This is a genomic window from Streptomyces tremellae, assembly GCF_039540215.1.
Classification (GTDB): Bacteria; Actinomycetota; Actinomycetes; order Streptomycetales; family Streptomycetaceae; genus Streptomyces; species Streptomyces tremellae.
Map to the genome: position 1 here is coordinate 60,335 of NZ_BAABEP010000032.1, position 23,794 is coordinate 84,128.

A 23,794-nucleotide genomic window follows, 5' to 3' on the forward strand; every position below is an offset into this window, starting at 1 on the left:
AACGGGGCGGGCCACCCCGCCCGCCCCTTCACGCCGGTGCGCTCAGCGGCTCCCGGCGTGCACGTTCCGCAGGCCGAGCGGCGCGGGCGGCGGCAGCGGACGCGCCCCCTGCGCCCTGAAGGACTGCAGCAGGTACGCGGCGAGCCGGCGCGACGCCGCCACCGCGACCTCCTGCGGCTCCGCGGCCACCCCCGCGTTGGCAAGCAGCACCAGGGTCAGGTCGGAGACCGCGAAGTCGGCCCGCAGCCGCCCGTCGGCCTTCGCCCGCCGCACGAGTTCCACCAGGCCGTCCTCCGCCCGCCTGCGCACCTGTTCGTAGTCGGTGCCGCCGTCGGGGAACTGAGCGAGGAACGCCGCGGTGAATCCCCGGTCGACCGCCTGCATCACACACACCTTCTCGACCACCGTGCAGAACCCCCGCCACGGATCGGGGTCGGCGAGCGCGTCGTCCAGCAGGCCCGCACAGACGGCGAGCTGCTCGGCGAAAGCCTCCGCGACGAGGGCGGCGCGCGTCGGGAACCGGCGGTACAGGGTCGCGACCCCCACGCCCGCCCTGCGCGCGATCGCGGTGAGCGGCACGTCGATCCCCCGCGCCGCATACGCCTCACGGGCCGCGGCGAGAATCCGCTCGCGGTTGTGCCGGGCGTCGGAGCGCAGCGCCCCCGCCCCCTTCTGATACGGCTCACCTGGCATGTCTCTCACTTCGACGCGGACGGGCAGGGGCGCGGCACCAACGGCGTTAGCGTCGGCGGAGGCAAGCGGAAGCCCCCCACCACTTATCCTGCCGCGCCCCGCGGCGGATGCGGCAGGGGACACGGGACGGCACGAGGAACGGCAGGACGGCAGGACCATGGACGACATGCGCGCGGTGCTCCACGACAGCTACGGCCCGCCCGAGGTGCTCTACGTGGGCGCCGTCCCCGTTCCCGAGCCCGGCCCCGGAGAGGTGCTGGTACGGGTGCGGGCCGCGAGCGTCAACGGCGGCGAGACCGCCGCGCGGGCCGGCCGGCTCAAGCTGCTGACCGGCCGCTCCTTCCCACAGCGGGTGGGCATCGACTTCGCAGGAGAGGTCGCGGGCGCCGGCCACGGGGTGACGGGGCTGCGGGAGGGCGACCCGGTGTGGGGGCTGCTGCCGCGCACCCGCTTCGGCAGCGCGGCCGATTACGTCGTCGTGCGTCCGCGGCGGCTGGCACGGGCCCCCGAGGGACTCACCGCGGTCGAGGCGGTGTCGCTGCTCGCGGGCGGCACCACCGGCCACACGGCGCTGGTCGGCAAGGCCGGGCTCAGGCCGGGGGAGCGGCTGCTCGTACGTGGCGGGGCCGGCGGTGTCGGCAGCGTCGCCGTGCAGCTCGGGGCCGCGCTCGGCGCCCGGGTCACGGCACTCGCGGGCCCCGGCAATCTCGACTTCGTCCGGGGCCTCGGCGCCCACGAGGCGCTCGACTACACGACCACGGGGCCCGGGTCGCTCGGCGCGTTCGACGTGGTCCTCGACACCGTCGGTGCCGGCCAGGAGGCGTACCGGCGGCTGCTCGCGCCCGGCGGCCGGATGGTCGCCATCGCCTTCGACCTCGACCACATGGCGACGGGCCTCGCACGAATGGCCGGCTCGGCCGTGCACGGGTCCCGCAGGACGCGGTTCTTCAGCGGCAACCCGGACCACGGCCTGCTGGCGCGGGTGGCGCGCTACGCGGAGGACGGCATCCTGCGCCCCGTCGTCGACACCGTCCGCCCGCTCGCGGAGATCGCCGCCGCGCACCGCGCCCTGGAAGCCGGCGGCGTGCGCGGCAAGCACGTCGTACGGATCGACTGAGCGGTACGAGGACCCGTCAGCCGAGGCGCGCGCGGGCCGCGGCGAGCAGCCGTACGACCGAGGTGTCGGCGACGCCCGCCACCTCGTCGTAGCCGAACCACCGCAGGTCGAGCGACTCCTCGCTGATCGCGGCGACGGAGCCCGCGGGGGCGAGCGCCGCGTACTGCACGTCGAAGTGCCAGTGGCAGGGCGCCGGGATCGGGTGCCGGTCGAGGCGGACCGGGCCGCCGGGCAGCAGCCTCAGGCCGCCAATCCCGGACTCCTCCACGGCCTCGCGCAGCCCGGCCGCCGCCAGCGAGGCGTCGCCCGGCTCGCAGTGGCCGCCCATCTGGAGCCACATCCCGAGCTTGCGGTGCAGGGTCAGCAGGACCCGCTCCCGCGCGGGGTCCACCACCAGCGCGCTCGCCGTCAGATGCCCGGCGCCGCACGCCTTCCACAGGCCGTCCGGGTGCGCGGCGAGGTGGTCCAGATACGCCTGCCGCAGTTCCTCCTGCTCCTCGGCGAGTTCGGCGGGGCCTGCGAAGCCGGTCGGGCGCAGGCGGCCCGGGTCACCCGCCGCCTCGGCGGCGGGCGCGTCCGGTGGTGCGGGGGCCGGGAACTCCTTCAGCACCCGTACCGCGTCGCCGTAGAGGCTCACCGGCCGCCGTCGCCCTTGTCGCCCTTGCCCTCTTCCTCCGTGCCGTCGCCGCCCTCACGCCCCTCGTCCTCACCCTTGGCCTCGGGAGCCTCGGGAGCCTCGGGGGATCCGGGTGCCTCGGGAGTGCCGGAGGAACCAGGAGTTTCGGAAGCCCCACGGGTCCCGGATGCCTCAGGGCCCGCCGCCTCCCCGAGCATCTTGTCCAACTCGGAGAAGTCGATCTGCTCGCGGTGCACGAAACCGTCCGGGTCGTCCAGGTCGGACGCGGTCGGCAGCATGTCCGGGTGCTCCCACAGGGCGTCGCGGCCGTCCACCCCCCGCGCGTCCGTCAGCGACGCCCAGAGCCGGGACGCGTCCCGCAGCCTGCGCGGCCGCAGCTGGAGGCCGATCAGCGTGGCGAAGGTCTGCTCGGCCGGGCCGCCGGACGCCCGGCGCCTGCGCAGGGTCTCGCGCAGCGCGTCCGCACCGGTCAGCCTGGTCTTCGCGGCCTCGTGCACCACCGCGTCCACCCAGCCCTCGACCAGCGCGAGCGCCGTCTCCAGACGGGCCAGCGCGGCCTTCTGCTCGGGGGTGTCCTCCGGCTGGAACATGCCCTGCTGGAGCGCCTCCTGGATCTCCTCCGGGCGCGACGGGTCGAACTGGCCGACCACGTCCTCCAGCTTCGACGTGTCGACCTTGATGCCCCGCGCATAGCCTTCGACGGCGCCGAAGATGTGCGACCGCAGCCACGGCACGTGCGTGAAAAGCCGCTGGTGGGCCGCCTCCCGCAGCGCGAGATACAGCCGCACCTCGTCCTGCGGGACGCCCAGGTCCCTGCCGAACGCCTCCACGTTCAGCGGGAGCAGCGCCGCCTTGCCCGCGGGGCCGAGGGGAAGGCCGATGTCGGTGGAGCCGACGACCTCGCCGGCCAGCACGCCCACGGCCTGCCCCAGCTGCTGGCCGAACATCGCGCCGCCCATGGAGCGCATCACCCCGATGAGGGGGCCCGCCATGTCCTGCATCTCGGCGGGCAGCACGTCGCCCATCGCCGTGCCGACCCGCTCGGCCACCGGGTCCACCAGCTGCTGCCAGGCGGGGAGCGTCGCCTCGACCCACTCGGCGCGGCTCCACGCCACCGCCGTGTTCGCACCCGAGGGCAGCGAGGTCACGCCGTCGAGCCAGAGGTCGGCGAGGCGCACCGCCTCGCCCACCGAGGCCCGGTCGCCCGCGGTGACGCTGGCGTCCTTCGTGCCGTCCTGGGTGCCCTGCGCGACCGTCTGCCGGGCGATCTGCTTCGCCATGTCCCAGTTGACCGGGCCGCCCTCGAAGCTGAGCATCTGCCCGAGCTGCTGGAAGGCCTGCCCCAGGTCGCCGGGGTTCAGGGAGCCGAACATCGCGGCGAACGGGTTGTCGCCCGCTCCGCCGCCCCCGCCCGGCAGGCCGAAACCGAAGCCGAACGGGTTGCCGCCCGCACCGCCCTTGCCACCGGAACCCTGACCTCCGGCGGGATCGTTCTTCTTGCCGTCGCCGTCCTCCGGCTCCTCCGGCGGAAGGCCGAATCCGAATGGGGTGTCACTCACGGGTTTCCTCGGCTCGTTGGGCCGCCGGCTCCTGCCGGCGGCGGCTGCCCTGCACATCCAGCCTATGCTTCTGCGCGCTCCGGGGGCACGGCGTCGGCCGGCGACCGCGGCCGGGCACGCGCACCACGCCCCTGACGTCCGGAAACGACACACGGGCGGCTTCCGGGCCGAACGCACACCTCCTGGCGGTCTGCGGCAGGATGAACGCCACCTGGTACGTACGCGTCCTTCCCGTACGTACTGAAGACAACCGCTGGAGACGCCCGGTGAGTTCCCCAGAGCCACAGGTTCGCGCTACGCGAAACCCCGCATCCCCGAGCAGGTCCCGCGGCCCCGTCGTCGCCGTCACCGGCGCCGCCACCGGGGTCGGCGACCTGCTGACCCGCAGGCTCGCCGAGTCCGGCGAGATCCGCCGCGTCCTCGCGTTCGACGAACGCAGGGGCGAGGTGGAGGACGCAGCGTGGCACGTGCTCGACATCCGCGACCCCGCCATCGCCGACCGGCTGCGCGGCGCCGACGTGGTGGTCCACCTCGCGCTCGACCTCGACCTCGGCAGCGACCCGGCCGCGAGGACCGCGTACAACGTGCGCGGCACGCAGACCGTGCTGACCGCGGCGGCAGCCGCCGGGGTGCACCGCGTCGTGCTGTGCACGTCGGCCATGGTCTACGGCGCGCTGCCCGACAACGACATCCCGCTCTCCGAGGACGCCGAGCTGCGCGCCACGGCCGAGGCCACCGGCGTGGGCGACCTGCTGGAGATCGAGCGGCTCGGCCGCCGCGCGCCGCGCGCCCACCCGGGCCTCAACGTCACCGTCGTACGCCCCGCCCTGCTGGTCGGTGGCACCGACACCGCGATGACCAGGTACTTCGAGTCCCCGCGCCTCCTCGTCGTCGCCGGGTCGCGCCCCACCTGGCAGTTCTGCCACGTCGAGGACCTGGTCAGCGCCCTGGAGTACGCGGCGCTCGGCAAGGTGGAGGGCGAACTCGCGGTCGGCTGCGACGGCTGGCTCGAACAGGAGGAGGTGGAGCGGCTCAGCGGCATCCGCAGGATGGAGCTGCCGTCCGCGGTGGCCCTGGGCGCCGCGGCCCGGCTGCACCGCATCGGCCTCACGCCGTCCCCCGCGGGCGACCTCGCGTACACCATGTACCCGTGGGTGGTCAGCGTGACCGCGCTGCACGACGCGGGGTGGCGACCGCGCTGGACCAACGAGGAGGTGCTCGGCGCGCTCCTCGAAGAGGTCGGCGGCCGGCACACCGTCGCGGGCCGCAGGCTCGGCCGCAAGGACGCCACCGCGGCGGGCGCCGCGGGCGCCACGGTCGCGCTGCTCGGCACGGCCGCGGTGGTCCGCAGGGTGCGCAAGGCACGCAGGAGGCTGTAGCGCGGGCGGTGACGGTGCTCACCCCGGTGGGGCACGATGGAGGCCATGGTGACCACACAGGACCGTATGGACCATCCGGGTGAGCGGCCGGGCGGCGGCCCGATACGGCTGCTCGCGATCCGCGAGACCCCGCTCAGCCTCGACGAGGTCTTCGCCGCGGTCGGTGACCGGTCGGCGGGCGGAACGGCCCTGTTCGTCGGCACGGTACGGGACCACGACGGCGGCGCGGGCGTCGAGGGCCTCGGGTACTCGTCCCACCCCACCGTGGAGGCGGAGCTGCGCCGCGTCGCGGAGAAGGTCGTCGCGGACTTCCCGGTGCGCGCGCTCGCCGCGGTCCACCGTGTGGGGGATCTGGCCGTCGGAGATCTCGCGGTCGTCGTCGCCGTGGCCTGCCCGCACCGCGCGGAGGCCTTCGCCGCCTGCCGCAGGCTCATCGACGACCTCAAGCACGACGTCCCCATCTGGAAACACCAGACCTTCAGCGACGGCACAGAAGAGTGGGTTGGGGCGTAGCCCCTTCCCATAGGGGTGGTGGTCGGGTGACGGGTGGGTGGGTTGGGGCGTAGCCCCTTCGCATAGGGGTGGTGGTCGGGTGACGGGTGGGTGGGTTGGGGCGTAGCCCCCATCCGTTCGGGGGGCGGTGGCCGGGCGACGGGCGGGCGGTCCGGCCCGGGGTCTAACCTCTCGTGGCCGGCCACCGCCCGATTTGCGTAACCCGCCCACCCCCAGCAGCGTTGGATATACAGACGGTAAATCCGTAGATCCAATCTGCTGACTGGGACGGAGGATCGCGATGGGCGTGCTGACCTGGTTGCTGATTCCTGTCGTCGTCGCCCTCGGCGCGGCGATATGGGGGAGCTGGGTTTCCAAGAGCCGGATCGTGGGTGACATGGCCGAACTGCACGGCTACGCCCGCTTCCGGGACGCGATGGAGATGGAGCGCGACCGCGCCGGGTAGCCGCCGCCCGGAAGGCGTGCTCACAGGCGTTTCCCGTACTGTCGTTCCATGCCACGCCGTACGGTGACGATGCTCGCGTCCACTCTCGTCCTGATCGCTCTCCTGTGCGTGGGCGTCCTCACGAAGGTGCCGTACGCGGAGATGAGCCCGGGGCCGACGACGAACACCCTGTCGAGCGTCGGCGGCAAGCCGGTGCTCCAGATCTCGGGCCACAAGACGTACCCGACCTCGGGCCACCTCAACATGGTCACCGTCCGCGTCACCAGCGCGGACACCCGCCTCAACATGGTGGAGGCGGTCTACGGCTGGCTCTCCCACGACCAGGTCGTCGTCCCGCACGACACGCTGTACCCGGACGGCCAGACCGAGCAGCAGTCGACGCAGGAGAACGCCGAGGAGTTCAGCGAGTCGCAGGAGAGCGCCAAGGTCTCCGCGCTCCGGCTGCTGCACATCCCCTTCGTCTCGCACGTCGACGTCGCGAGCGTGCTGAAGGGCAGCCCCGCGGAGGGCAGGCTGCACGCCGGCGACCTGATCCTCGCCGTGGACGGCACGGGGGTCACCAGGCAGGAGCAGGTGGCGCAGCTGGTCACCCGGCACAAGCCCGGCCAGGACGTCACCTTCACCGTGGTCCCCGCCGAGCAGGCCGCCGACGCGAAGAAGGCCGACAAGCAGCCCACCGGGGGCCGGGAGGTCGTCGTGAAGACCGCGACCTCGCACGACCAGGGCAAGAAGCGCGCCATCGTCGGCATCGCCGCGGGCACCGACCACACGTTCCCGTTCTCCATCGACATCAAGCTCGCTGACGTCGGCGGCCCGAGTGCGGGACTGATGTTCTCCCTCGGCCTGGTCGACAAACTGACGCCGGGCTCGCTGACGGGCGGCACGTTCGTCGCGGGCACGGGCACGATCGACGACAGCGGCACGGTCGGCCCGATCGGCGGCATCGCCATGAAGCTGGTCGGCGCGCGCGACGCGGGCGCGCGCTACTTCCTCACCCCGGCGGACAACTGTGCGGCCGCCGCGGCGGACACCCCGAGCGGCCTGACGCTCGTCAAGGTCAAGAACATCTCCGACGCGAAGGCCTCGCTCGACAAGATCCGCACCGGCGACACGGCCGGCCTGCCCCGGTGCTCGGCAGGCTGACCGCGCCTCGTGCGCCCTACGCCTCGAAGGTGGCCGACAGCGCCTCCGCGAGCCCCGGCACGAGCCCGGACCCGGTCAGCACCTCCGACGCGCTGTCCTTCTCGCGCAGCCGCAGCGCCGACTCGCGGCTCCCGTCGCGCAGCACCGCCACCGTCATCCGCACCTCCTGCCGGTCCGGGTGGCGCGCGACCCAGTCGCCGAGCGCGGCCTCGTCGAGGCCCTCGGGCAGATTGGCCTCCGCGGTCGGCGGGAGCATGAGACGCTCCACGGCGAGGGCGCAGCCCGCGACCGCGTCCGGCCAGGCGATGGTGGCGAGGAACTCGTCGAGCGCGGTGCCCGCGGGGATCTCGTCCTGCTCGACGGGGGTGAGGGGGGCGACGTCGTCGCCGTGGTCAAGACCCAGCTGGGTCGCGAGTTCGGGTTCGTCCGCACGCATGCGGTCGCTGTCCACGAGCGCGAAGAGACGGGCGGGCTGGTCCCAGCCGAGGCCCGCCGCGTACTCGTCGATTTCGAGCACGGCCCGCGTCAGCGGGTTCGCGGCCATCGGGGTCCCTGAAGGGGAAACGTTCGACATGGCCAACATCCTGCCTCCTTCACAGCCCCCAGCGGGAACTGAGTAAAGCCCCAGTAAGTTGCATGGTGGGGTCCTACGATCGCCTGGCCCGGCGGAGTACGACCCGCCGGCCGCGTCCTCACCGGACCACCGGCAGCACGACCCTGACCCTTCCCCCGGTCCGACCGGGGGTTCCCGGATTCTTTCGAGGTGCGCACGTTGGCTTTCCAGATGCCGGACCGCGGCTCAGGCCCGACCGGGCCACGGACGAGGGCGGGCCGCCCGTCGGGGCGCGTGCGCGTCCTGCTGCTGGTCCTGGGCGCGCTGGCCGTGCTCGCCATGGCGTTCGCGATGTTCGCGGGCTTCTGGACGGACTGGCTCTGGTACCGCTCGGTCGACTACACGTCGGTGTTCACCACGACCCTGTGGACGAAGATCGGCCTGTTCGCCGTCTTCGGCGCGCTCATGGCGCTCGCCGTGGGCTTCAACATCTGGCTCGCGCACCGGCTGCGGCCGCCGCTGAGCGCGATGTCGATGGAGCAGCAGAGCCTCGACCGGTACCGGATGAGTGTCGCGCCGTACAAGAAGTGGGTGCTCTCCGCGATCACGGCGCTGGTGGGCCTGATCGCCGGGGCCTCCGCGTCCGGCGAGTGGCGCACCTGGCTGATGTGGGTCAACGGGGTGCCGTTCGGCACCAAGGACCCGCAGTTCCACATGGATGTGTCGTTCTACGCGTTCGACCTGCCCTGGTACCGCTTCCTGCTCGGCTTCGGCTTCGCCGCCGCGGTGCTCTCGGTGATCGCCGCCGCGCTCACGCACTACCTGTACGGCGGGCTCCGCGTGACCAGCCCCGGCGCGCGCGCCACCGCGGCGGCCACCGGCCACCTCTCCGTGCTGATCGGCCTGTTCGTGTCGCTGAAGGCGGTGGCGTACTGGCTCGACCGGTACGGGCTCGCCGTCAAGTCGAGCGACCTGCGGGCGACCACGGGCAACTGGACGGGGCTGCGGTACGTCGACGCCGACGCGTACCTGCCCGCGAAGACGATCCTGTTCTGCATCGCGGTCATCTGCGCGGTGCTGTTCTTCGCCACGCTGTGGCGCCGCACCTGGCAGCTGCCGGTCATCGGCCTCGGCCTGATGGTGCTCTCCGCGATCCTGATCGGCGGCCTCTACCCGGCGATCGTGCAGAAGTTCACGGTCCAGCCGAACGAGCAGGCCAAGGAGGCGCCGTACATCAAGAAGAACATCGACGCCACCCGCGCCGCGTACGGCATCGGCTCGGCGAAGGTGACGGACTACACGGGCACCGGCGGCGGCTCGGCCAAGGCCGACCAGCGCAAGGCCGCGGACGCGGCGGCGAGCTACCGCCTCATCGACCCGAACGTGGTCTCCCCGGCCTTCCAGCAGGTCCAGCAGCGGCGCAAGTACTACCAGTTCCCCGCGACGCTCAACGTCGACCGCTACAAGGACCCGTCGACGGGCAAGCTCCAGGACACCATCGTGGGCCTGCGCGAGCTGAACATCGCGGGCATCCCGCGGCACAACTGGATCAACGACCACTTCACCTACACCCACGGCTACGGGATGATCGCGGCCAAGGGCACGAGCCCGGTCACCGACCCCAAGCAGGGCACGCTCGGCTCGCCGGACTTCACCGAGTCGGGCCTGCCGACCACCGGTCAGCTGGGTGAGTACCAGCAGCAGATCTACTACGGCGAGAAGACCACGCAGTACTCGATCGTGGGCGGCCCGCAGAAGGAACTCGACTACGAGTCCAACGGCGAGAAGACCACGAGCTACCAGGGCAAGAGCGGGGTCTCGCTCTCCAGCCCGCTCAACCGGGCCGCGTACGCGGTCTCGTTCAGCGAGCCGCAGATGCTCTACTCCGGTGCCATCGGCAAGGGCTCACGGATCCTCTACAACCGGACCCCGAAGGACCGGGTGGAGGCCGTCGCGCCCTGGCTGACGCTCGACGGCGACTCCTACCCGGCGGTGGTCGACGGCCGCATCCAGTGGATCGTGGACGCCTACACGACCACCGACAGCTATCCGTACTCCTCCCGCACCACGCTCGGGGACACCACGGCCGACTCGCTGACCAGCGACACCCGCGCGGTGGTCGCCCAGCAGAACCAGGTCAACTACATCCGCAACTCGGTGAAGGCCACGGTCGACGCGTACACCGGCAAGGTCACGCTCTACCAGTGGGACACCAAGGACCCCGTGCTCAAGACGTGGATGAAGGCGTTCCCCGGCACGGTCGAGCCGAAGAAGGACATCCCGGCCGATCTGAAGGCGCACATGCGCTACCCGCAGGACCTCTTCAAGGTGCAGCGTGAGCTGCTGACCCGCTACCACGTCACGGACGCGGCCCAGTTCTACAGCGGCAGCGACGCCTGGCAGGTCCCCGACGACCCGACGACCCGCGCGGGCAGCGCCGTCCCGCCGTACTACCTGAGCCTGACGATGCCGGGCCAGAAGCAGCAGACGTTCTCGCTGACGACGACGTTCACGCCGAGCGGCCGGCCCAACCTGGGCGCCTTCATGGCCGTCGACGCGGACGCGACCAGTCCCGACTACGGCACCATCAGAGTGCTCAGAGTCACCGGCAACAACGTGCAGGGCCCCCAGCAGGTGCAGAGCGAGCTCAACGGCGGCACCGACGTCGCCGCGTTCGTGCGCGACCTCAAGGGCACCGACTCCGACATCGAGTACGGCAACATGCTGACGGTGCCGCTCGACAACGGCTTCCTGTACGTGGAGCCCGTGTACACCCGCGGCGGCAGCCAGAACTACCCGCTGCTCAAGAAGGTCGCCGCGTCCTACGGCGGCGGCAAACCGGTCTTCGAGGACTCGCTCTCCGAGGCGCTCGACGCGGTGTTCGGCACGTCGGACACCACGCGCCCGCCGACGTCGAGACCGCCGGGGCAGGACCAGACGAAGCCGCCGACGGGCGGCGACCGGGCGCTCCAACAGGCCGTCGAGGACGCCCAGAAGGCGTACGACGAGGGCCAGGCGGCACTCAACAAGCCGAAGCCCGACTGGACCGCGTACGGCAAGGCGCAGCAGGAGCTCCAGGAGGCGCTCGCCCGGGTCGAGGAGGAGTCGCGCTCCAAGAGCACCGCGGGGGCCTCGGGCGGCGGTGGCTGACCGGCCCTCACCTCGCTGAACAGCGGGCACCCCGCGCCGTGGTACGGTTGATCACACAACGGCGCGGGGTGGAGCAGCTCGGTAGCTCGCTGGGCTCATAACCCAGAGGTCGCAGGTTCAAATCCTGTCCCCGCTACAGAAGTCCGAGGGCCCGGAAGATCCGAGAGGATCTTCCGGGCCCTCGGCACGTGTGGGCACGTGTTTGTGCGAAGTGTGTAGCGGTCCGTGCGGAACGGCCTCCGCCGTGTTTGACTTATCACTCTGTGGGCATGTCGACAAAACGCTGTAGTGACCTTGTGGGCCGCGATATACCGGGTGTGCGCGGGTAGCAGGTAATGCGACGATGAGTTTTATGGGGGATAGGACAACTCTGTTGGAGACGGGGCGGTTTGCGCAGAGGCGTACCGATGTCGGGTCCGGCGTCGGTACGCTCCATCCGGCCGCCCCCGCAGAGTCGGCCGGACCCACCGAGTCCACGGAGATCATGGACCAGGCCGAGCAGTCCGAGGTTGAACGCGTCGAGGCGGAGGCCCGCCACCGCGCCGCGGCGGAAGCCGGCGACGCGGCGGCCGCCAGCGCCCTCGGCGCCCTGCTGCTGCGCCGCGGCGACCTCGACGGCGCCGAACCCCACTTGCGCTCGGCCACCGCGCAGGGCGACCGCGCCGCGGCCAACAACCTCGGCGTCCTGCTCCACCAGCGCGGCTACGGCGAAGAGGCGGCCGGCTGGTGGCGGGTCGCAGCAGTCGCGGGCTCCGCGTCCGCCGCGCACGCCCTCGGCAAGTACTTCCGCGAGCGCGGCGACGAGCCCGCGGCCGAGTACTGGCTGCGCCAGTCCGCGGAGCAGGGCCACGCCTCCGGCGCGTACGCGCTCGCCGACCTGCTGGAGCACCGCAGCGACGTCGGCGCCGAGCGCTGGCTGCGCGCCGCGGCCGAGCGCGGCCACCGCGAGGGCGTCTACCGCCTCGCGCTCGCACTGGAGCGCCGCGCCCGCGAGCGCGCGCGCCCGGCGGGCGACACCGCGGGCCCCGCCCTGATCGAGGACGCCGTGCGCTGGTACCGCGAGGCTGCGGCGCGCGGCCACCGCCGCGCCGCGCTGCACCTCGGCGCGCTCCTGGAGCGCCGCGGCGAGCTCAAGGAGGCCGGGCGCTGGTACCTCAGCTCCGCCAAGGACGGCGAGCCGAAGGCCGCGAGCGCCCTCGGCTTCCTGCTGCGCGACGCGGGCGACGAGGAGTCGGCAGCCGTATGGTGGCTGCGCGCCGCCCAGGAGGGCGACGGCTCCGCCGCCAACGCGCTGGGCGCGCTGCACGCCGCGCGCGGCGAGCAGCAGACCGCGGAGCGCTGGTACCGCAGGGCGATGGACGCGGGCGAGGTCAACGGCGCCTACAACCTCGCCCTGCTGTGCGCGGCGCAGGACCGGGACGCGCAGGCCGAGCAGTGGTACAGGCGTGCCGCCTACGCGGGCCACCGCGAGGCGGCCAACGCGCTCGCCGTGCTGCTCCTGCAGGCCGGCGACCCGATCGGCGCCGAGCCGTGGTTCTCCAAGGCGGCGGAGGCGGGCAGCGTCGACGCCGCGTTCAACCTCGGCATCCTCTACGCGAGCCGGGACGACGACGGCTCCGCCCTCAAGTGGTACGAGCGCGCCGCCGCGGCCGGCCACGCGGAGGCCGCGCTCCAGGTCGCCATCGCCTGCCTCAGGGACGGTGACGAGCGCACCGCCGAGCGGCACCTGCGGGTCTCGGCCGGCGGCGGCAGCGTCGAGGCCGCGTACCGCCTCGCCATGCTGCTCGACGCGCGCAGGCCGCCGGCCGCCCCGCCCGCGCTCGGCGAGGCGCAGCTGCGCACGGAGAAGACCGAGTGCGAGCTGTGGTACGAGCGCGCCGCCGAGCAGGGGCACGTACGGGCGCAGGTGCGCGCGGGCATGCTGGCGGCGCGGCGCGGCGACACCGAGGCGGCGGCCCGTTGGTACCGCGAGGCAGCCCAGGCGGGCAGCCGCAGCGGCGCGTTCAACCTCGGGCTGCTGCTCGTGCGGGAGGGCAGCGAGGCCGAGGCCGTGCAGTGGTGGACGCGGGCCGCCCAGGCCGGGCACGGCAGGGCGGCGCTGCGGCTCGGGCTGCTCGCGGCCCGCGGCGGCGAGCTGCCCCGGGCGCAGCGGTGGTGCGCGAAGGCGGTGGAGCTCGGCCCCGCCGAGGTGGCGGAGCGCGCGGCGAAGCTGCTCGACGCACTTCAGCAGGAACTGACGGCCTGAGCGAGGCCTGAGTGGGGCCGCCCGGAAGGGATTTGCCCCTGGGATGGCGGTGACGTAATGTTCAGTTCATCGACGCGGGGTGGAGCAGCTCGGTAGCTCGCTGGGCTCATAACCCAGAGGTCGCAGGTTCAAATCCTGTCCCCGCTACTGCAGTTCGAAGGCCCGGATCTCCTGGAGGTCCGGGCCTTCGGTGTTGCCGCGCGGTCTTCCGCGCTGCCGCGGCGACGGGTGCCTCCGGTCTCAGGCGGCGGCCGCGCACCGCGGGCACAGGCCGCGGAAGGTGACCTCCACGTCGAGCACGGTGAAGCCGAAGCGCTCGCCCTCCGGCAGGGAGCCCAGCGGGTCGTCCGCGGTGTGCACGTCGCGGATGGCGCCGCAGCCCGCGCAGACCAGGTGGTGGTGGGGGCGGTGGGCGTTCGGGTCGTAGCGCTTGGCGCGGCGGTCGGTGCTCACTTCGAGCACCTCGCCGAGCTGCACCAGTTCGCCGAGCGTGTTGTAGACCGTCGCCCTGGAGATCTCCGGCAGCCGCTCGACGGCGCGCGCGTGCACCTCGTCCGCGGTGAGGTGGACATGCTCCCCGTCGAGGACCTCGGCGACCACGCGGCGCTGGGCCGTGATGCGCCACCCGCGGGTTCGCAGCCGTTCCAACAGGTCACTCATGGCATCAGGCTAACAGCGGAAGGCCACGGGGCCCAGGACGAGTACGGCTTTGGAAGACCCCTTGACTTGGACAAAGTCCATTGTAGGATCGGCCTCGGTGAGCGGCCGGAGGCCGCGGTCAAGGCCCTGTGCGGCCGGTTCCCCGCTCGCCGGACGCACAGGAGGCCGGACCCCTCGGGGCCCGGCCTCCTTCCGTCTCCTGCGCGCGGCGCGCCGCACGGCCTCAGCCGCGGTCGCCGAGCCGGTCGAGCAGGGTGCCGTGCAGGATGCCGTTGGACGCCGCCGCGTTGCCGCTGTGCGGCCCGTCCTGGCCGTCGAGCCCGGTGAACCTGCCGCCCGCCTCCTGGACGACGATCGACGGCGCCGCCATGTCCCACAGCGACAGCTCGGGCTCCGCGCACAGGTCGACCGAGCCCTCCGCGACCATCATGTACTGCCAGAAGTCGCCGTATCCGCGGGTGCGCCAGCACGACCGCGCCAGGTCGAGGAAGCCGTCGAGGCGGCCGCGCTCCTCCCAGCCGCCGAGCGAGGAGTACGCGAACGACGCGTCGCCCAGGCTCGCCACGTCCGAGACCCGCAGCCGGGTCGCCGACGTCAGGCTGCGGCCCGTGTGCGCGCCGCCGCCCTTCTCGGCCCACCAGCGGCGGCCGAGCGCGGGCGCCGAGACCACGCCGACGACCGGCTCGTAGCCGCCCTCGCCCGCCGCCATCAGGGAGATCAGCGTGGCCCAGACCGGCACGCCCCGCACGTAGTTCTTCGTCCCGTCGATGGGGTCGACCACCCAGCGGCGCGGTCCTGTGCCCTCGACGCCGAACTCCTCGCCGAGGATCGCGTCGCGCGGGCGCGCCCGCTTGAGACTGCCTCTGATCAGCTCCTCGGCGGCCTTGTCCGCCTCGCTCACCGGCGTCATGTCCGGTTTCGTCTCGACCTTGAGGTCGAGGGCCTTGAACCGGTCCATCGTCGCGGCGTCGGCGGCGTCCGCGAGGACGTGGGCCAGCCGGAGGTCATCGTGGTAGTCGGACATGGCCGTCACAGTACCGGGGGTACGGCCGCCTCCCGTGCCGCGCCGGGGCCGGGCGCGCTCAGTGCGCGGAGCCGGAGAGCTGGAGGCCGATGACGCCGAGGATCACCAGCGTGATCGAGACCAGTTTCAGCGTGGAGACCAGGTCGCCGAGGAAGACCATGCCGTAGATCGCCGTGCCCGCCGCGCCGATGCCCGTCCAGACCGCGTACGCGGGGCCCACATCGAGCTTCTTGAGCGCCAGCGTCAGCAGGCCGAAGCTGCCGAGTGCGAAGCTGGCGAAGGCGATCGTCGGCCACAGCCGGGTGAACCCGTGCGAGAGCTTCAGACAGACGGCGAAACCCGTCTCCAGCAGTCCGGCGACCACGACAAGCAGCCACGCCATCGTCGAGGGCCTCCCAGGTCAGTGACTGCTTCGTCGCGCTTGGTGCGATTATGCACTTACCAATGCGGGCGCGGGGCAAACTTTTCCTGCCGGTCCGCCTCCCTGCCGGTCCGCCTCCCTGCCGGTCCGCGGGCCGCCGGGGCGACGGCCGGTCAGTCGCCCTCGTGGCGCTCGCGCGCCGCCAGCAGCCTGCGCAGCGAGTACAGCCGCGCCGGGTCGGCGTGCCCCTCGGCCACCCACGCGTCCAGCGCGCAGTCCGGCTCGTCGTGGCTGCACGCGCGCGGGCAGCCCTCCGTGCCCGGCACCAGGTCGGGGAAGGCGAGGATGACCCGCGACGGGTCGATGTGCGCGAGGCCGAACGAGCGGATGCCGGGCGTGTCGACGACCCAGCCGTCCGCCTTCGCGAGCGGCAGTGCGAGCGCGGAGACCGTGGTGTGCCTGCCGCGTCCCGTGACCGCGTTGACCACGCCGGTCACCCGTCGCCTGTCGTCCGCCACCAGCGAGTTGACCAGCGTCGTCTTGCCCACGCCCGAGTGCCCGACGAACGCCGTCGTGCGGTCGCGCAGCAGCGCGCGCACCCGCTCGGCGCCATCGCCTGCGGCGAGTTCGTCGCGGCGCGTCACGACGTACCGCACGCCGAGGGGCCGGTAGGTCTCCAGCAGCGGCTCGGCGGGCGCGAGGTCCGACTTCGTCAGGACGAGGAGGGGTTCGAGCCCGCCGTCGTACGCGGCGACGAGCGCCCGGTCGATGAGCCGGGGCCGCGGCTCCGGGTCGGCGAGCGCGGTGACGATCGCCAGCTGGTCGGCGTTGGCGACGACCACCCGTTCGTACGGGTCGTCGTCGTCCGCCGTGCGCCGCAGCACCGAGGTGCGCGGCTCGATCCGCACGATCCGCGCGAGGGTGTCCTTCGCGCCCGACAGGTCCCCGACGAGGCCCACCCTGTCGCCCACGACGGCCGCCTTGCGCCCCAGCTCGCGCGCCTTCATCGCGACCACGACCCGCTCGTCGACCAGGCAGGTCAGGCGGCCCCTGTCCACGGTGAGGACCATGCCGGACGCGGCGTCCTCGTGCTTCGGCCTGGTGTGGGTGCGCGGCCGGCTGCCCTTGGGGTTCGGGCGGGTGCGGATGTCGTCCTCGTCGGGGTTCTTGCCGTAGCGGCGCATCGCGTCAGGCTCCCGCGCCCGCTTTGGCGCCCGCCAGCATGTCGGTCCACATCCGCGGGAAGTCGGGCAGCGTCTTCCCCGTCGTCTCCACGTTCTCGATCTCGACACCGGGCACCGCGAGGCCGAGCACCGAGCCCGCCGTGGCCATCCGGTGGTCGTCGTACGTGTGGAAGACGCCCCCGTGCAGGGGGCGCGGCCGTACGACGAGGCCGTCCGCGGTCTCCGTGACGTCGCCGCCCAGCTCGTTGATCTCCTTGGTCAGCGCGGCGAGCCGGTCCGTCTCGTGCAGCCGCAGGTGGGCGACCCCCCGCAGTGTCGAGGGCGAGTCCGCGAGCGCGGCGACCGCGGCGATGCCCGGCGCCAGCTCGCCGACCTCGCTGAGATCCGCGTCGATGCCGTGCACCCGTCCCGAGCCCGCGAAGGTCAGCGCCGTGCCCCCGGCCGTCGAGACGATGCCGCACGATCCGCCCATCCGGGTGAACAGCGAGCGCAGGGCGTCGCCGGGCTGCGTGGTGCGCGTCGGCCAGTCGGGGATGGTCACCCGGCCGCCCGTGACCAGCGCGGCCGCGAGGAACGGCTGCGCGTTCGACAGGTCGGGCTCGATCGTCAGGTCCCGGCCGAGCAGCGCGCCCGAGCGCACCCGCCACACGTCGGGCTCCCCGCCCGTCTCCGGCTCGTCCACCCGCGCTCCCACCGCCCGGAGCATGTCGACCGTCATCCGGATGTGCGGCAGGGACGGCAGCGCGGCGCCGACGTGCCGCACCTCCACGCCCTGGTTGAAGCGGGGCGCCGAAAGCAGCAGCGCGGAGACGAACTGCGACGAGGCGGAGGCGTCGACCTCCACCCGGCCGCCCTCCAGCGCGCCGCAGCCGTGCACGGTCAGCGGCAGCGAGCCGCGGCCGTGGTCGTCGACGCGGGCACCGAGCGCGCGCAGCGCCTGGATGACGACGCCGAGCGGACGCTCGTACGACCGGGGGTCGCCGTCGAAGGAGACCGGGCCGTCCGCGAGCGCGGCGACCGGCGGCAGGAACCGCATGACCGTGCCCGCGTTCCCGACCCGCACGTCCGCGGGGCCGTGCAGGCCCGCGGGGATGACCCGCCACGCCTCGCCCGTGGTGGCGGCCTCGCCGGTGTCGCCCATGCCGCGCGACGCCTGCGACGACGACGAGACGGTCTCCTCGATGCCGACGCCCATGGCCCGCAGCGCGTCCGCCATCAGCAGCGTGTCCCGCGACCTGAGCGGGCGGCGCAGCCAGCCGGGCTCCGCGGCCAGCGCGGCGAGCACGAGCGCCCTGTTGGTGACCGACTTGGACCCTGGCACGGTCACCGTCGCTTCGACGGGCCCCGTGGCGAGGGGGGCGGGCCAGAGGGCGGGCTGCACGGAACTCTCGGTCATGGCCCTCACTTTAATGGCTGGACCCTTGGGGGGATTCCTGCCAAAAACGACGAAACAGGGGCGTAATCCGGCCGTGGTAGCGCCGCTGTCCGGCGCCGGCGCCCCCGCCGCCCCCACGGGCCGCACGGGGTATACGGCGTCCCCGCGCCGTCACAGCCCGAGCAGCCAGCGCCCGCCGCCGATCAGGCAGCACAGCGACACCACGTGGAAGAGGAAGAACCACAGGCCCGCGCCCACCCCGGTGAGCCGGGCCAGCTGGTCGGCGTCCGAGTCGCCCGCCCCGCCGCGCCGCCGCTTCGCCTGGAGCTCGAAGGCCGGGCGCACCCCGCCGAGCAGCAGGAACCACACCACCGTGTAGGTGAACGCGGCCTGCACCTCGGGCCCGGTGAGCCACGACACCAGCACGAACGCGGCCCCCGCGACGAGCACGGTCAGCACGCCGTACGCGTTCCTGATCATCAGCAGCATCGCGACCAGCAGGACCGTCGCCGACCACAGCAGCAGCGTGATGTGGTGGGCGGCGAGCAGCCAGGCGCCGCCGAGCCCGAGCAGCGGCGGCGCCGTGTACCCGGCGGCCGCCGTGAGGATCATGCCGAGGCCCGTCGGCCTGCCCCGGCTCACGGTGAGGCCCGAGGTGTCCGAGTGCAGCCTGATGCCCTCCAGCTTGCGGCCCATGACCAGCGCGACCAGGCCGTGGCCGCCCTCGTGCGCGATCGTCACCGCGTTGCGGGTGACCCGCCAGACCCGGTGCGGCAGCACGCACAGCAGCGCCAGCACCCCGGCCGCCGCCACCAGCCAGGCATCGGGTCCTGGCTGGGTGCCGGCTATCCGGTCCCACAGGTCCTGCATGGGTGCGCTCCTGTCCGGCGGGTGACTGGGGCTGGCAGTGTCCCAGAGCCCGCTGAGAGCGCCCCCGCGGGGGTTTGGACCGGGGCCGCGGCGATGACCTAGGCTCGACGGTCCTGGCGGGGCCCGAGGCGCCCGGCAGGCCGGAGGGGTGGTGGAAGGGCATGTGCGGCAGGTACGCGGCGAGCAGGTCGCCCGAAGACCTGCGGAGCACGTTCGGGATCGAGGCGTGGGAGCCCGCGGAGGAGCTCGCGGCCGACTGGAACGTCGCCCCGACCAAAGAGGTGCCCGCGGTACTCGACCGGCCGCGCAAGGACGATCCCGGCGCGGGCCCCGTGCGCCAGCTGCGCACCCTCACCTGGGGGCTCGTCCCGTCCTGGGCCAAGACACCGGACGGCGGCGCCCGCATGATCAACGCGCGCGCCGAGACCGTCCACGAGAAGACCGCGTACCGCAGGCCCTTCAGCGCCCGCCGCTGCATCCTGCCGGCCGACGGCTACTACGAGTGGCTGACCGGCGCCGACGAGCGGCAGCTCGAAGAGAAGGGAAAGCGCAAGCGCCCGCGCAAACAGCCCTACTTCGTCACCCCGGCCGACGGTTCCGTGATGGCGCTCGCCGGGCTCTACGAGTTCTGGCGCGACCCGTCCCTGCCGGGCGACCACCCCGGGGCCTGGCGGGTCACCTGCTCGGTGATCACCACCGAGGCCGAGACCGCTCCGTTCGCGGGCGCGCCCGCGGAGGGTCCGCGCTCGCTCGCCGACATCCACCCGCGGATGCCGCTCGTCCTCACCCCCGACCGCTGGGACGCGTGGCTCGACCCGGCGCGCACCGAGGTGGAGGTGGTGCGGCCGCTGCTCGCGCCGCCCCCCGCCGGCCTGCTGCGCGCCTACCCGGTGGCCACCGCGGTCTCCGACGTGCGCAACAACGGCCCGCAGCTGGTGGCGGAGCTCGCGGCGCCCGAGGAGGGCACCCTCTTCTAGGTCGTGTCTGACACCTACCGCCTGGCTGACGGCACCTGGCACGCGCTCTCGCCGCGTGGTCGGCGTCGGCCCGGTACGTCCGCGGTACACGGCCGGTCCTCCGCCGCGCGACAGCACGCACCGGACGCCGTCGGCCCCGCTCTTACGGCGGCCGACGGTATGTGTCGGACACGCCCTGGCGGGACGGGCGCGCCCCGCCAGGGGCCGGGTGCACCGCCCGCCGCGCGCCCCGAGGCACCATGGGCCGCATGAGCAGCAGTACCAGCCCTACGGAAACGCCCGACACCCCCGCGGGGCCCGCGAGGATCACCTGGCACCACGCCCCCGAGGCCCGTCTCGTGCTGGCGCTCGGCCACGGCGCGGGCGGCGGGATCGAGGCGCGGGACCTGGCGGCGCTGGCCGCCGCGCTGCCGCCGCTCGGCGTCACCGTCGCCCGGGTGGAGCAGCCCTGGCGGGTGGCGGGCAGGAAGGTCGCCCCCGCGCCGAAGACGCTGGACACGGCGTGGCGCGCCCTGTGGCCCGCGCTCGCGCGCCGCGGGCTGCCGGTCGTCGCGGGCGGGCGCAGCGCGGGCGCGCGCGTCGCCTGCCGCACCGGCGCCGACCTGGGCGCGCACGCCGTGCTCGCGCTCAGCTTCCCGCTGCACCCGCCGGGCCGCCCGGAGAGGTCACGCGACGGCGAACTGCTCTCCACGGGCCTGCCCACCCTGGTGGTCCAGGGCGGCGCCGACCCGTTCGGAAGGCCCGAGGAGTTCCCCGGGGGCGACTTCGAGCTGCTGGAGGTCGCGTACGCGGACCACGGCTTCGCCGTGCCGAAGCGGGCGCCGCTCTCGCAGGAGGACGCGCTGGTGACCCTCACCGAGGGCGTCGCGACCTGGCTCGGCCGCCTCGGGAATGCCCGCTGAGTGGCTGCTGTTGTGAGTGGAACCGGTGAAGCCAGCCGGTGAACCGAGCAGGAAGAGGGAGTCCCGCCTCATGGGTTCCATCATGTGCCCGCGCCGCTCCGACGCCGTACACCCGGGTGGGCACGGCATGGACTGGGCGGCGGTGTCCGCAGGCACCGGTGCCCCCGCGCTGGGGTCCGCCGCCGCGGAGCAGCAGACCTCGAAGCCCGATGGTCGACTATTCTCCGATGCGAGTGGGGTCGGGTTCGGCTCCGCGACCGCACTGGAGGAGGTGGGTCCGGTCACTGGGACTGAATCAGGGACGGCGGGGACGGGCGACGGACGCATCGAGGAGACCGCTGCGGAGCGCAGCGCGCGCTTCGAGCGGGACGCCCTGGGCTACCTCGACCAGATGTACTCGGCCGCGCTGCGCATGACGCGCAACCCCGCGGACGCCGAGGACCTCGTGCAGGAGACCTACGCGAAGGCGTACGGGTCCTTCCACCAGTTCCGCGAGGGCACCAACCTCAAGGCGTGGATGTACCGCATCCTCACCAACACCTTCATCAACTCCTACCGCAAGAAGCAGCGTGAACCCCAGCGCAGCGCGGCCGAGGAGATCGAGGACTGGCAGCTGGCGCGCGCCGAGTCGCACTCGTCCACGGGGCTGCGCTCCGCCGAGGCCGAAGCACTCGACCGCCTCCCCGACTCCGACGTGAAGACCGCCCTGCAGGCGATCCCCGAGGAGTTCCGCATCGCGGTGTATCTCGCCGATGTCGAGGGCTTTGCCTACAAGGAGATCGCCGACATCATGGGAACACCCATCGGCACGGTGATGTCCCGGCTCCACCGTGGCCGCCGCCAGCTGCGCGGCATGCTGGAGGACTATGCCCGTGACCGCGGGCTGGTCCCCGCGGGTGCTGCCGGTAAGTCGTCCGACAACGGGAAAGGCGCGGGCTCATGAGCTGCGGAGAGCCGCATGAGACGGATTGCGCCGAGGTACTCGACCACCTCTACGAGTTCCTCGACCACGAGATGCCCGACAGCGAGGGGCACAAGTTCGAGGAGCACTTCGAGGAGTGCTCGCCCTGCCTGGAGAAGTACGGGCTCGAACAGGCCGTCAAGAAGCTCGTGAAGCGCTGCTGCGGCCACGACGACGTGCCGACCGATCTGCGGGACAAGGTCATGGGCCGGATCGAGCTGATCAGGTCCGGCCAGACCCCGCCCGACACCGAGGTGTCGACCGGCGCGCCGCGCCGCGCCACCGCCGAGTAGCGCCCGCCGGCGGCCCCGGGGCCGTCGCGCGCCCGCCCCGCTCGAACGGCCGCTCGCACATGCGCCGGGCCTCCCGTCACCCGATGGTGCTAATCGGGTGCATCGGCCCCTGGCGGTGCGCCCCCGCTCACTAGCCTGACCCGTTGTTCGGTCCCGGATGTCGGCACATCCGGTGGAGTCCGATCAGCGGGTGGGGACGACGAGGGGCGGGGACGTCGTGAAGGTCATTCCCGGCGCGGCACGCGCCGGCGTCGCGGGTACGGCCCTGCTGGCCGCGGCCTGCCTGGCGCCCGCCGTGCGTACGGCGGAGACGCCCTGGGCCACCGTCGTGCCGCTCGCCCTCCTGTACGCCCTGTGCGAGGCACCACTGCCCGCGCGTTTCCGGCTGCGCAACCGCGGCCCCGCGGGCGACGCCGAGGCCATCGCGCCGGTCGCCGCCGGATCGTTCTTCCCCGTGCTCCTCGCGGCGGCCTTCCTGCTGCCTCCCGCGGCCGCCGCGCTCGTCGCGGTCCCAGGATCGCTGCTCGGCCGGGTCGAGCGGCGCCCGTACGCGGCCCGCAGGATCTGGCGCGCCGCCCAGTCGGCCCTGGCGACCTGGGCCGCGGCGCGGGCGCAGGCCGCCTTCGGCGGGCCCGTCGCGCTCGGCGGCGGTGGCTACGGCCTCACCGCCCCCGACTTCCCCTACGTGCTGCTGCCCGCCGCCGCTGCCGCGCTCGCCTTCTGCCTGGTCCTCACCGCACTCGACGGCGTCATCCTCGCCACCGCCGAGCGGGTGCCGGTGCGTGCGGCCTGGCGCGGCCTGCTGCCGCGGTCGCTGGCCGCGCACGGCGTGCACACGCTGGCGGGACTGATGATGGCCGTGCTCTGGCGCGGTCCCTTCGGCCCGCTGTCGTCGCTTTTCGTGCTGCTGCCGATGGCCATCTCCTGCTGGGTCTTCGCCCAGTACCACCGCGAGCGCGCCGCCCACCAGGCCACTATCAGGGCGCTCGTGCAGGCCGTCGACCTCAAGGACCGCTACACGCGCGGCCACAGCGAACGGGTCGGGCGCGCCTCGGCGATGATCGCCGCGGAACTCGGCATGGACCGCGACCGCCTCGAAGTGCTGCGCTTCGCGGGCATCCTGCACGACGTGGGCAAGCTCGGCGTGCCCACCCGCATCCTGCGCAAGGACGGGCCGCTCACCCCCGAGGAGCGCCGCGTCATCGAGCTGCACCCCGAGTACGGGCACGAGATCGTGCGCGGCATCGGCTTCCTCGGCCAGGCGCGCGCCGCGATCCTCCACCACCACGAGCGGATGGACGGCAGCGGCTACCCGCACGGGCTCGCAGGCGGGCAGATCCCTGAGTTCGCCCGGGTGGTCGCGGTGGCGGACGCCTTCGACGCGATGACGTCGACCCGCTCGTACCGCAGGGCGAGGCCGGTGCCCGCGGCCGTCGCGGAGCTGCGGAGGTGCGCGGGCACGCAGTTCGACCCGGAGATGGTGGCGGCGCTGGTGCGGGCGCTGGCGCGGCACGGCTGGCAGACGGCGGTCACCGCGGACGAGCCGGGCGGCACGGCGCTCGGGCGCCCGGCGAGGGACCGCACCGCCGCGGCTGCGGCGGCGGGCCCACCCGCCTCACCGGGCTCACCGGCAGGCGCTGCGGGCCCGCCGGTCTCCGCGGGTCCCGTCCAGGCCACGCCGCGGCCGGGCACCGCCCGGGGCGCCGGCCCCGCCGCGCGCACGGGCAAAGTCGGAGGCCAAGCGGGGTCTTAG

At 73.5% G+C, this 23,794-nt stretch carries 22 protein-coding genes and 2 tRNA genes; 14 read left to right on the plus strand and 10 right to left on the minus strand.

Annotation, left to right across the window (positions count from 1 at the left end):
* Positions 1 to 42: 42 nt before the first annotated feature.
* Positions 43 to 693 carry a TetR/AcrR family transcriptional regulator gene (locus tag ABEA77_RS21230; RefSeq protein WP_345649909.1) on the minus strand — a complete coding sequence of 217 codons (651 nt, stop codon included), beginning with the start codon at positions 691 to 693 and terminating at the stop codon, positions 43 to 45.
* Positions 694 to 850: 157 nt separating this feature from the next.
* Between ABEA77_RS21230 and ABEA77_RS21235 the strand changes: the two genes are divergently transcribed.
* Complete coding sequence (locus ABEA77_RS21235) at positions 851 to 1,810, plus strand: NAD(P)-dependent alcohol dehydrogenase (RefSeq protein WP_345649912.1); 960 nt, start codon at positions 851 to 853, stop codon at positions 1,808 to 1,810.
* Positions 1,811 to 1,826: 16 nt separating this feature from the next.
* On the opposite strand, the gene ABEA77_RS21240 is transcribed toward ABEA77_RS21235, so the two are convergent.
* Positions 1,827 to 2,348 carry an NUDIX hydrolase gene (locus ABEA77_RS21240; RefSeq protein WP_345649961.1) on the minus strand — a complete coding sequence of 174 codons (522 nt, stop codon included), beginning with the start codon at positions 2,346 to 2,348 and terminating at the stop codon, positions 1,827 to 1,829.
* Positions 2,349 to 2,443: 95 nt separating this feature from the next.
* Complete coding sequence (locus tag ABEA77_RS21245; protein WP_345649915.1) at positions 2,444 to 4,006, minus strand: zinc-dependent metalloprotease; 1,563 nt, start codon at positions 4,004 to 4,006, stop codon at positions 2,444 to 2,446.
* Positions 4,007 to 4,272: 266 nt separating this feature from the next.
* Here ABEA77_RS21245 and ABEA77_RS21250 point away from each other — a divergent pair, with 266 nt between their 5' ends.
* The 4 genes from ABEA77_RS21250 to ABEA77_RS21265 all read left to right on the plus strand — a co-directional run bounded on the left by ABEA77_RS21250 (position 4,273) and on the right by ABEA77_RS21265 (position 7,486).
* Positions 4,273 to 5,385 (plus strand): SDR family oxidoreductase, encoded by a 1,113-nt coding sequence (locus ABEA77_RS21250; protein ID WP_345649918.1) that lies wholly within the window; start codon positions 4,273 to 4,275, stop codon positions 5,383 to 5,385.
* Positions 5,386 to 5,430: 45 nt separating this feature from the next.
* Positions 5,431 to 5,898, plus strand: a complete 468-nt coding sequence (locus ABEA77_RS21255; RefSeq protein WP_345649921.1) for a molybdenum cofactor biosynthesis protein MoaE — start codon at positions 5,431 to 5,433, stop codon at positions 5,896 to 5,898.
* Between the two features lie 286 nt (positions 5,899 to 6,184).
* On the plus strand, positions 6,185 to 6,343 hold the full coding sequence (locus ABEA77_RS21260) for a hypothetical protein (RefSeq protein ID WP_345649973.1): 159 nt from the start codon (positions 6,185 to 6,187) through the stop codon (positions 6,341 to 6,343).
* 48 nt (positions 6,344 to 6,391) lie between these two features.
* A complete protein-coding gene (locus tag ABEA77_RS21265) occupies positions 6,392 to 7,486 on the plus strand; it encodes a YlbL family protein (RefSeq protein ID WP_345649923.1) in 1,095 nt (364 codons plus the stop codon).
* 16 nt (positions 7,487 to 7,502) lie between these two features.
* On the opposite strand, the gene ABEA77_RS21270 is transcribed toward ABEA77_RS21265, so the two are convergent.
* The gene (locus ABEA77_RS21270) at positions 7,503 to 8,060 is read right to left on the minus strand and encodes a PPA1309 family protein (protein WP_345649924.1); all 558 of its coding nucleotides are present in this window, start codon (positions 8,058 to 8,060) and stop codon (positions 7,503 to 7,505) included.
* A gap of 210 nt (positions 8,061 to 8,270) precedes the next feature.
* Here ABEA77_RS21270 and ABEA77_RS21275 point away from each other — a divergent pair, with 210 nt between their 5' ends.
* From ABEA77_RS21275 to ABEA77_RS21290, 4 genes are all read left to right on the plus strand, one after another.
* A complete protein-coding gene (locus ABEA77_RS21275) occupies positions 8,271 to 11,189 on the plus strand; it encodes a UPF0182 family membrane protein (protein WP_345649964.1) in 2,919 nt (972 codons plus the stop codon).
* A gap of 62 nt (positions 11,190 to 11,251) precedes the next feature.
* A tRNA-Met gene (locus ABEA77_RS21280) sits at positions 11,252 to 11,325 on the plus strand.
* Positions 11,326 to 11,673: 348 nt separating this feature from the next.
* Complete coding sequence (locus tag ABEA77_RS21285) at positions 11,674 to 13,434, plus strand: tetratricopeptide repeat protein (protein ID WP_425588344.1); 1,761 nt, start codon at positions 11,674 to 11,676, stop codon at positions 13,432 to 13,434.
* Positions 13,435 to 13,507: 73 nt separating this feature from the next.
* Positions 13,508 to 13,581 (plus strand) — tRNA-Met (locus ABEA77_RS21290).
* A 93-nt stretch (positions 13,582 to 13,674) separates the two neighbouring features.
* Here ABEA77_RS21290 and ABEA77_RS21295 read toward each other — a convergent pair.
* From ABEA77_RS21295 to ABEA77_RS21320, 6 genes are all read right to left on the minus strand, one after another.
* Positions 13,675 to 14,094 (minus strand): Fur family transcriptional regulator, encoded by a 420-nt coding sequence (locus ABEA77_RS21295; RefSeq protein ID WP_345649929.1) that lies wholly within the window; start codon positions 14,092 to 14,094, stop codon positions 13,675 to 13,677.
* Positions 14,095 to 14,317: 223 nt separating this feature from the next.
* Positions 14,318 to 15,118: a histidinol-phosphatase gene (gene hisN / locus ABEA77_RS21300; RefSeq protein WP_345649932.1), complete on the minus strand. Its 801-nt coding sequence runs from the start codon at positions 15,116 to 15,118 to the stop codon at positions 14,318 to 14,320.
* Positions 15,119 to 15,176: 58 nt separating this feature from the next.
* On the minus strand, positions 15,177 to 15,500 hold the full coding sequence (locus ABEA77_RS21305) for a DMT family transporter (RefSeq protein ID WP_345649935.1): 324 nt from the start codon (positions 15,498 to 15,500) through the stop codon (positions 15,177 to 15,179).
* 152 nt (positions 15,501 to 15,652) lie between these two features.
* Entirely contained in the window at positions 15,653 to 16,663 is a 1,011-nt protein-coding gene (gene rsgA, locus ABEA77_RS21310) for a ribosome small subunit-dependent GTPase A (RefSeq protein WP_345649938.1), read from the minus strand.
* 4 nt (positions 16,664 to 16,667) lie between these two features.
* Positions 16,668 to 18,059: a 3-phosphoshikimate 1-carboxyvinyltransferase gene (gene aroA / locus ABEA77_RS21315; protein ID WP_345649941.1), complete on the minus strand. Its 1,392-nt coding sequence runs from the start codon at positions 18,057 to 18,059 to the stop codon at positions 16,668 to 16,670.
* Between the two features lie 150 nt (positions 18,060 to 18,209).
* Positions 18,210 to 18,908, minus strand: a complete 699-nt coding sequence (locus tag ABEA77_RS21320) for a M50 family metallopeptidase (protein WP_345649944.1) — start codon at positions 18,906 to 18,908, stop codon at positions 18,210 to 18,212.
* Positions 18,909 to 19,069: 161 nt separating this feature from the next.
* Here ABEA77_RS21320 and ABEA77_RS21325 point away from each other — a divergent pair, with 161 nt between their 5' ends.
* From ABEA77_RS21325 to ABEA77_RS21345, 5 genes are all read left to right on the plus strand, one after another.
* The gene (locus ABEA77_RS21325; protein WP_345649947.1) at positions 19,070 to 19,885 is read left to right on the plus strand and encodes an SOS response-associated peptidase; all 816 of its coding nucleotides are present in this window, start codon (positions 19,070 to 19,072) and stop codon (positions 19,883 to 19,885) included.
* A gap of 239 nt (positions 19,886 to 20,124) precedes the next feature.
* Positions 20,125 to 20,787, plus strand: a complete 663-nt coding sequence (locus ABEA77_RS21330; protein WP_425588345.1) for an alpha/beta hydrolase family protein — start codon at positions 20,125 to 20,127, stop codon at positions 20,785 to 20,787.
* 271 nt (positions 20,788 to 21,058) lie between these two features.
* Positions 21,059 to 21,730, plus strand: a complete 672-nt coding sequence (locus ABEA77_RS21335) for a sigma-70 family RNA polymerase sigma factor (protein ID WP_345649967.1) — start codon at positions 21,059 to 21,061, stop codon at positions 21,728 to 21,730.
* On the plus strand, positions 21,727 to 22,041 hold the full coding sequence (gene rsrA / locus ABEA77_RS21340; protein ID WP_345649953.1) for a mycothiol system anti-sigma-R factor: 315 nt from the start codon (positions 21,727 to 21,729) through the stop codon (positions 22,039 to 22,041). Before ABEA77_RS21335 ends, rsrA begins: the two co-directional genes overlap by 4 nt.
* A 217-nt stretch (positions 22,042 to 22,258) precedes the next feature.
* Positions 22,259 to 23,794, plus strand: a complete 1,536-nt coding sequence (locus tag ABEA77_RS21345; protein WP_345649970.1) for an HD-GYP domain-containing protein — start codon at positions 22,259 to 22,261, stop codon at positions 23,792 to 23,794.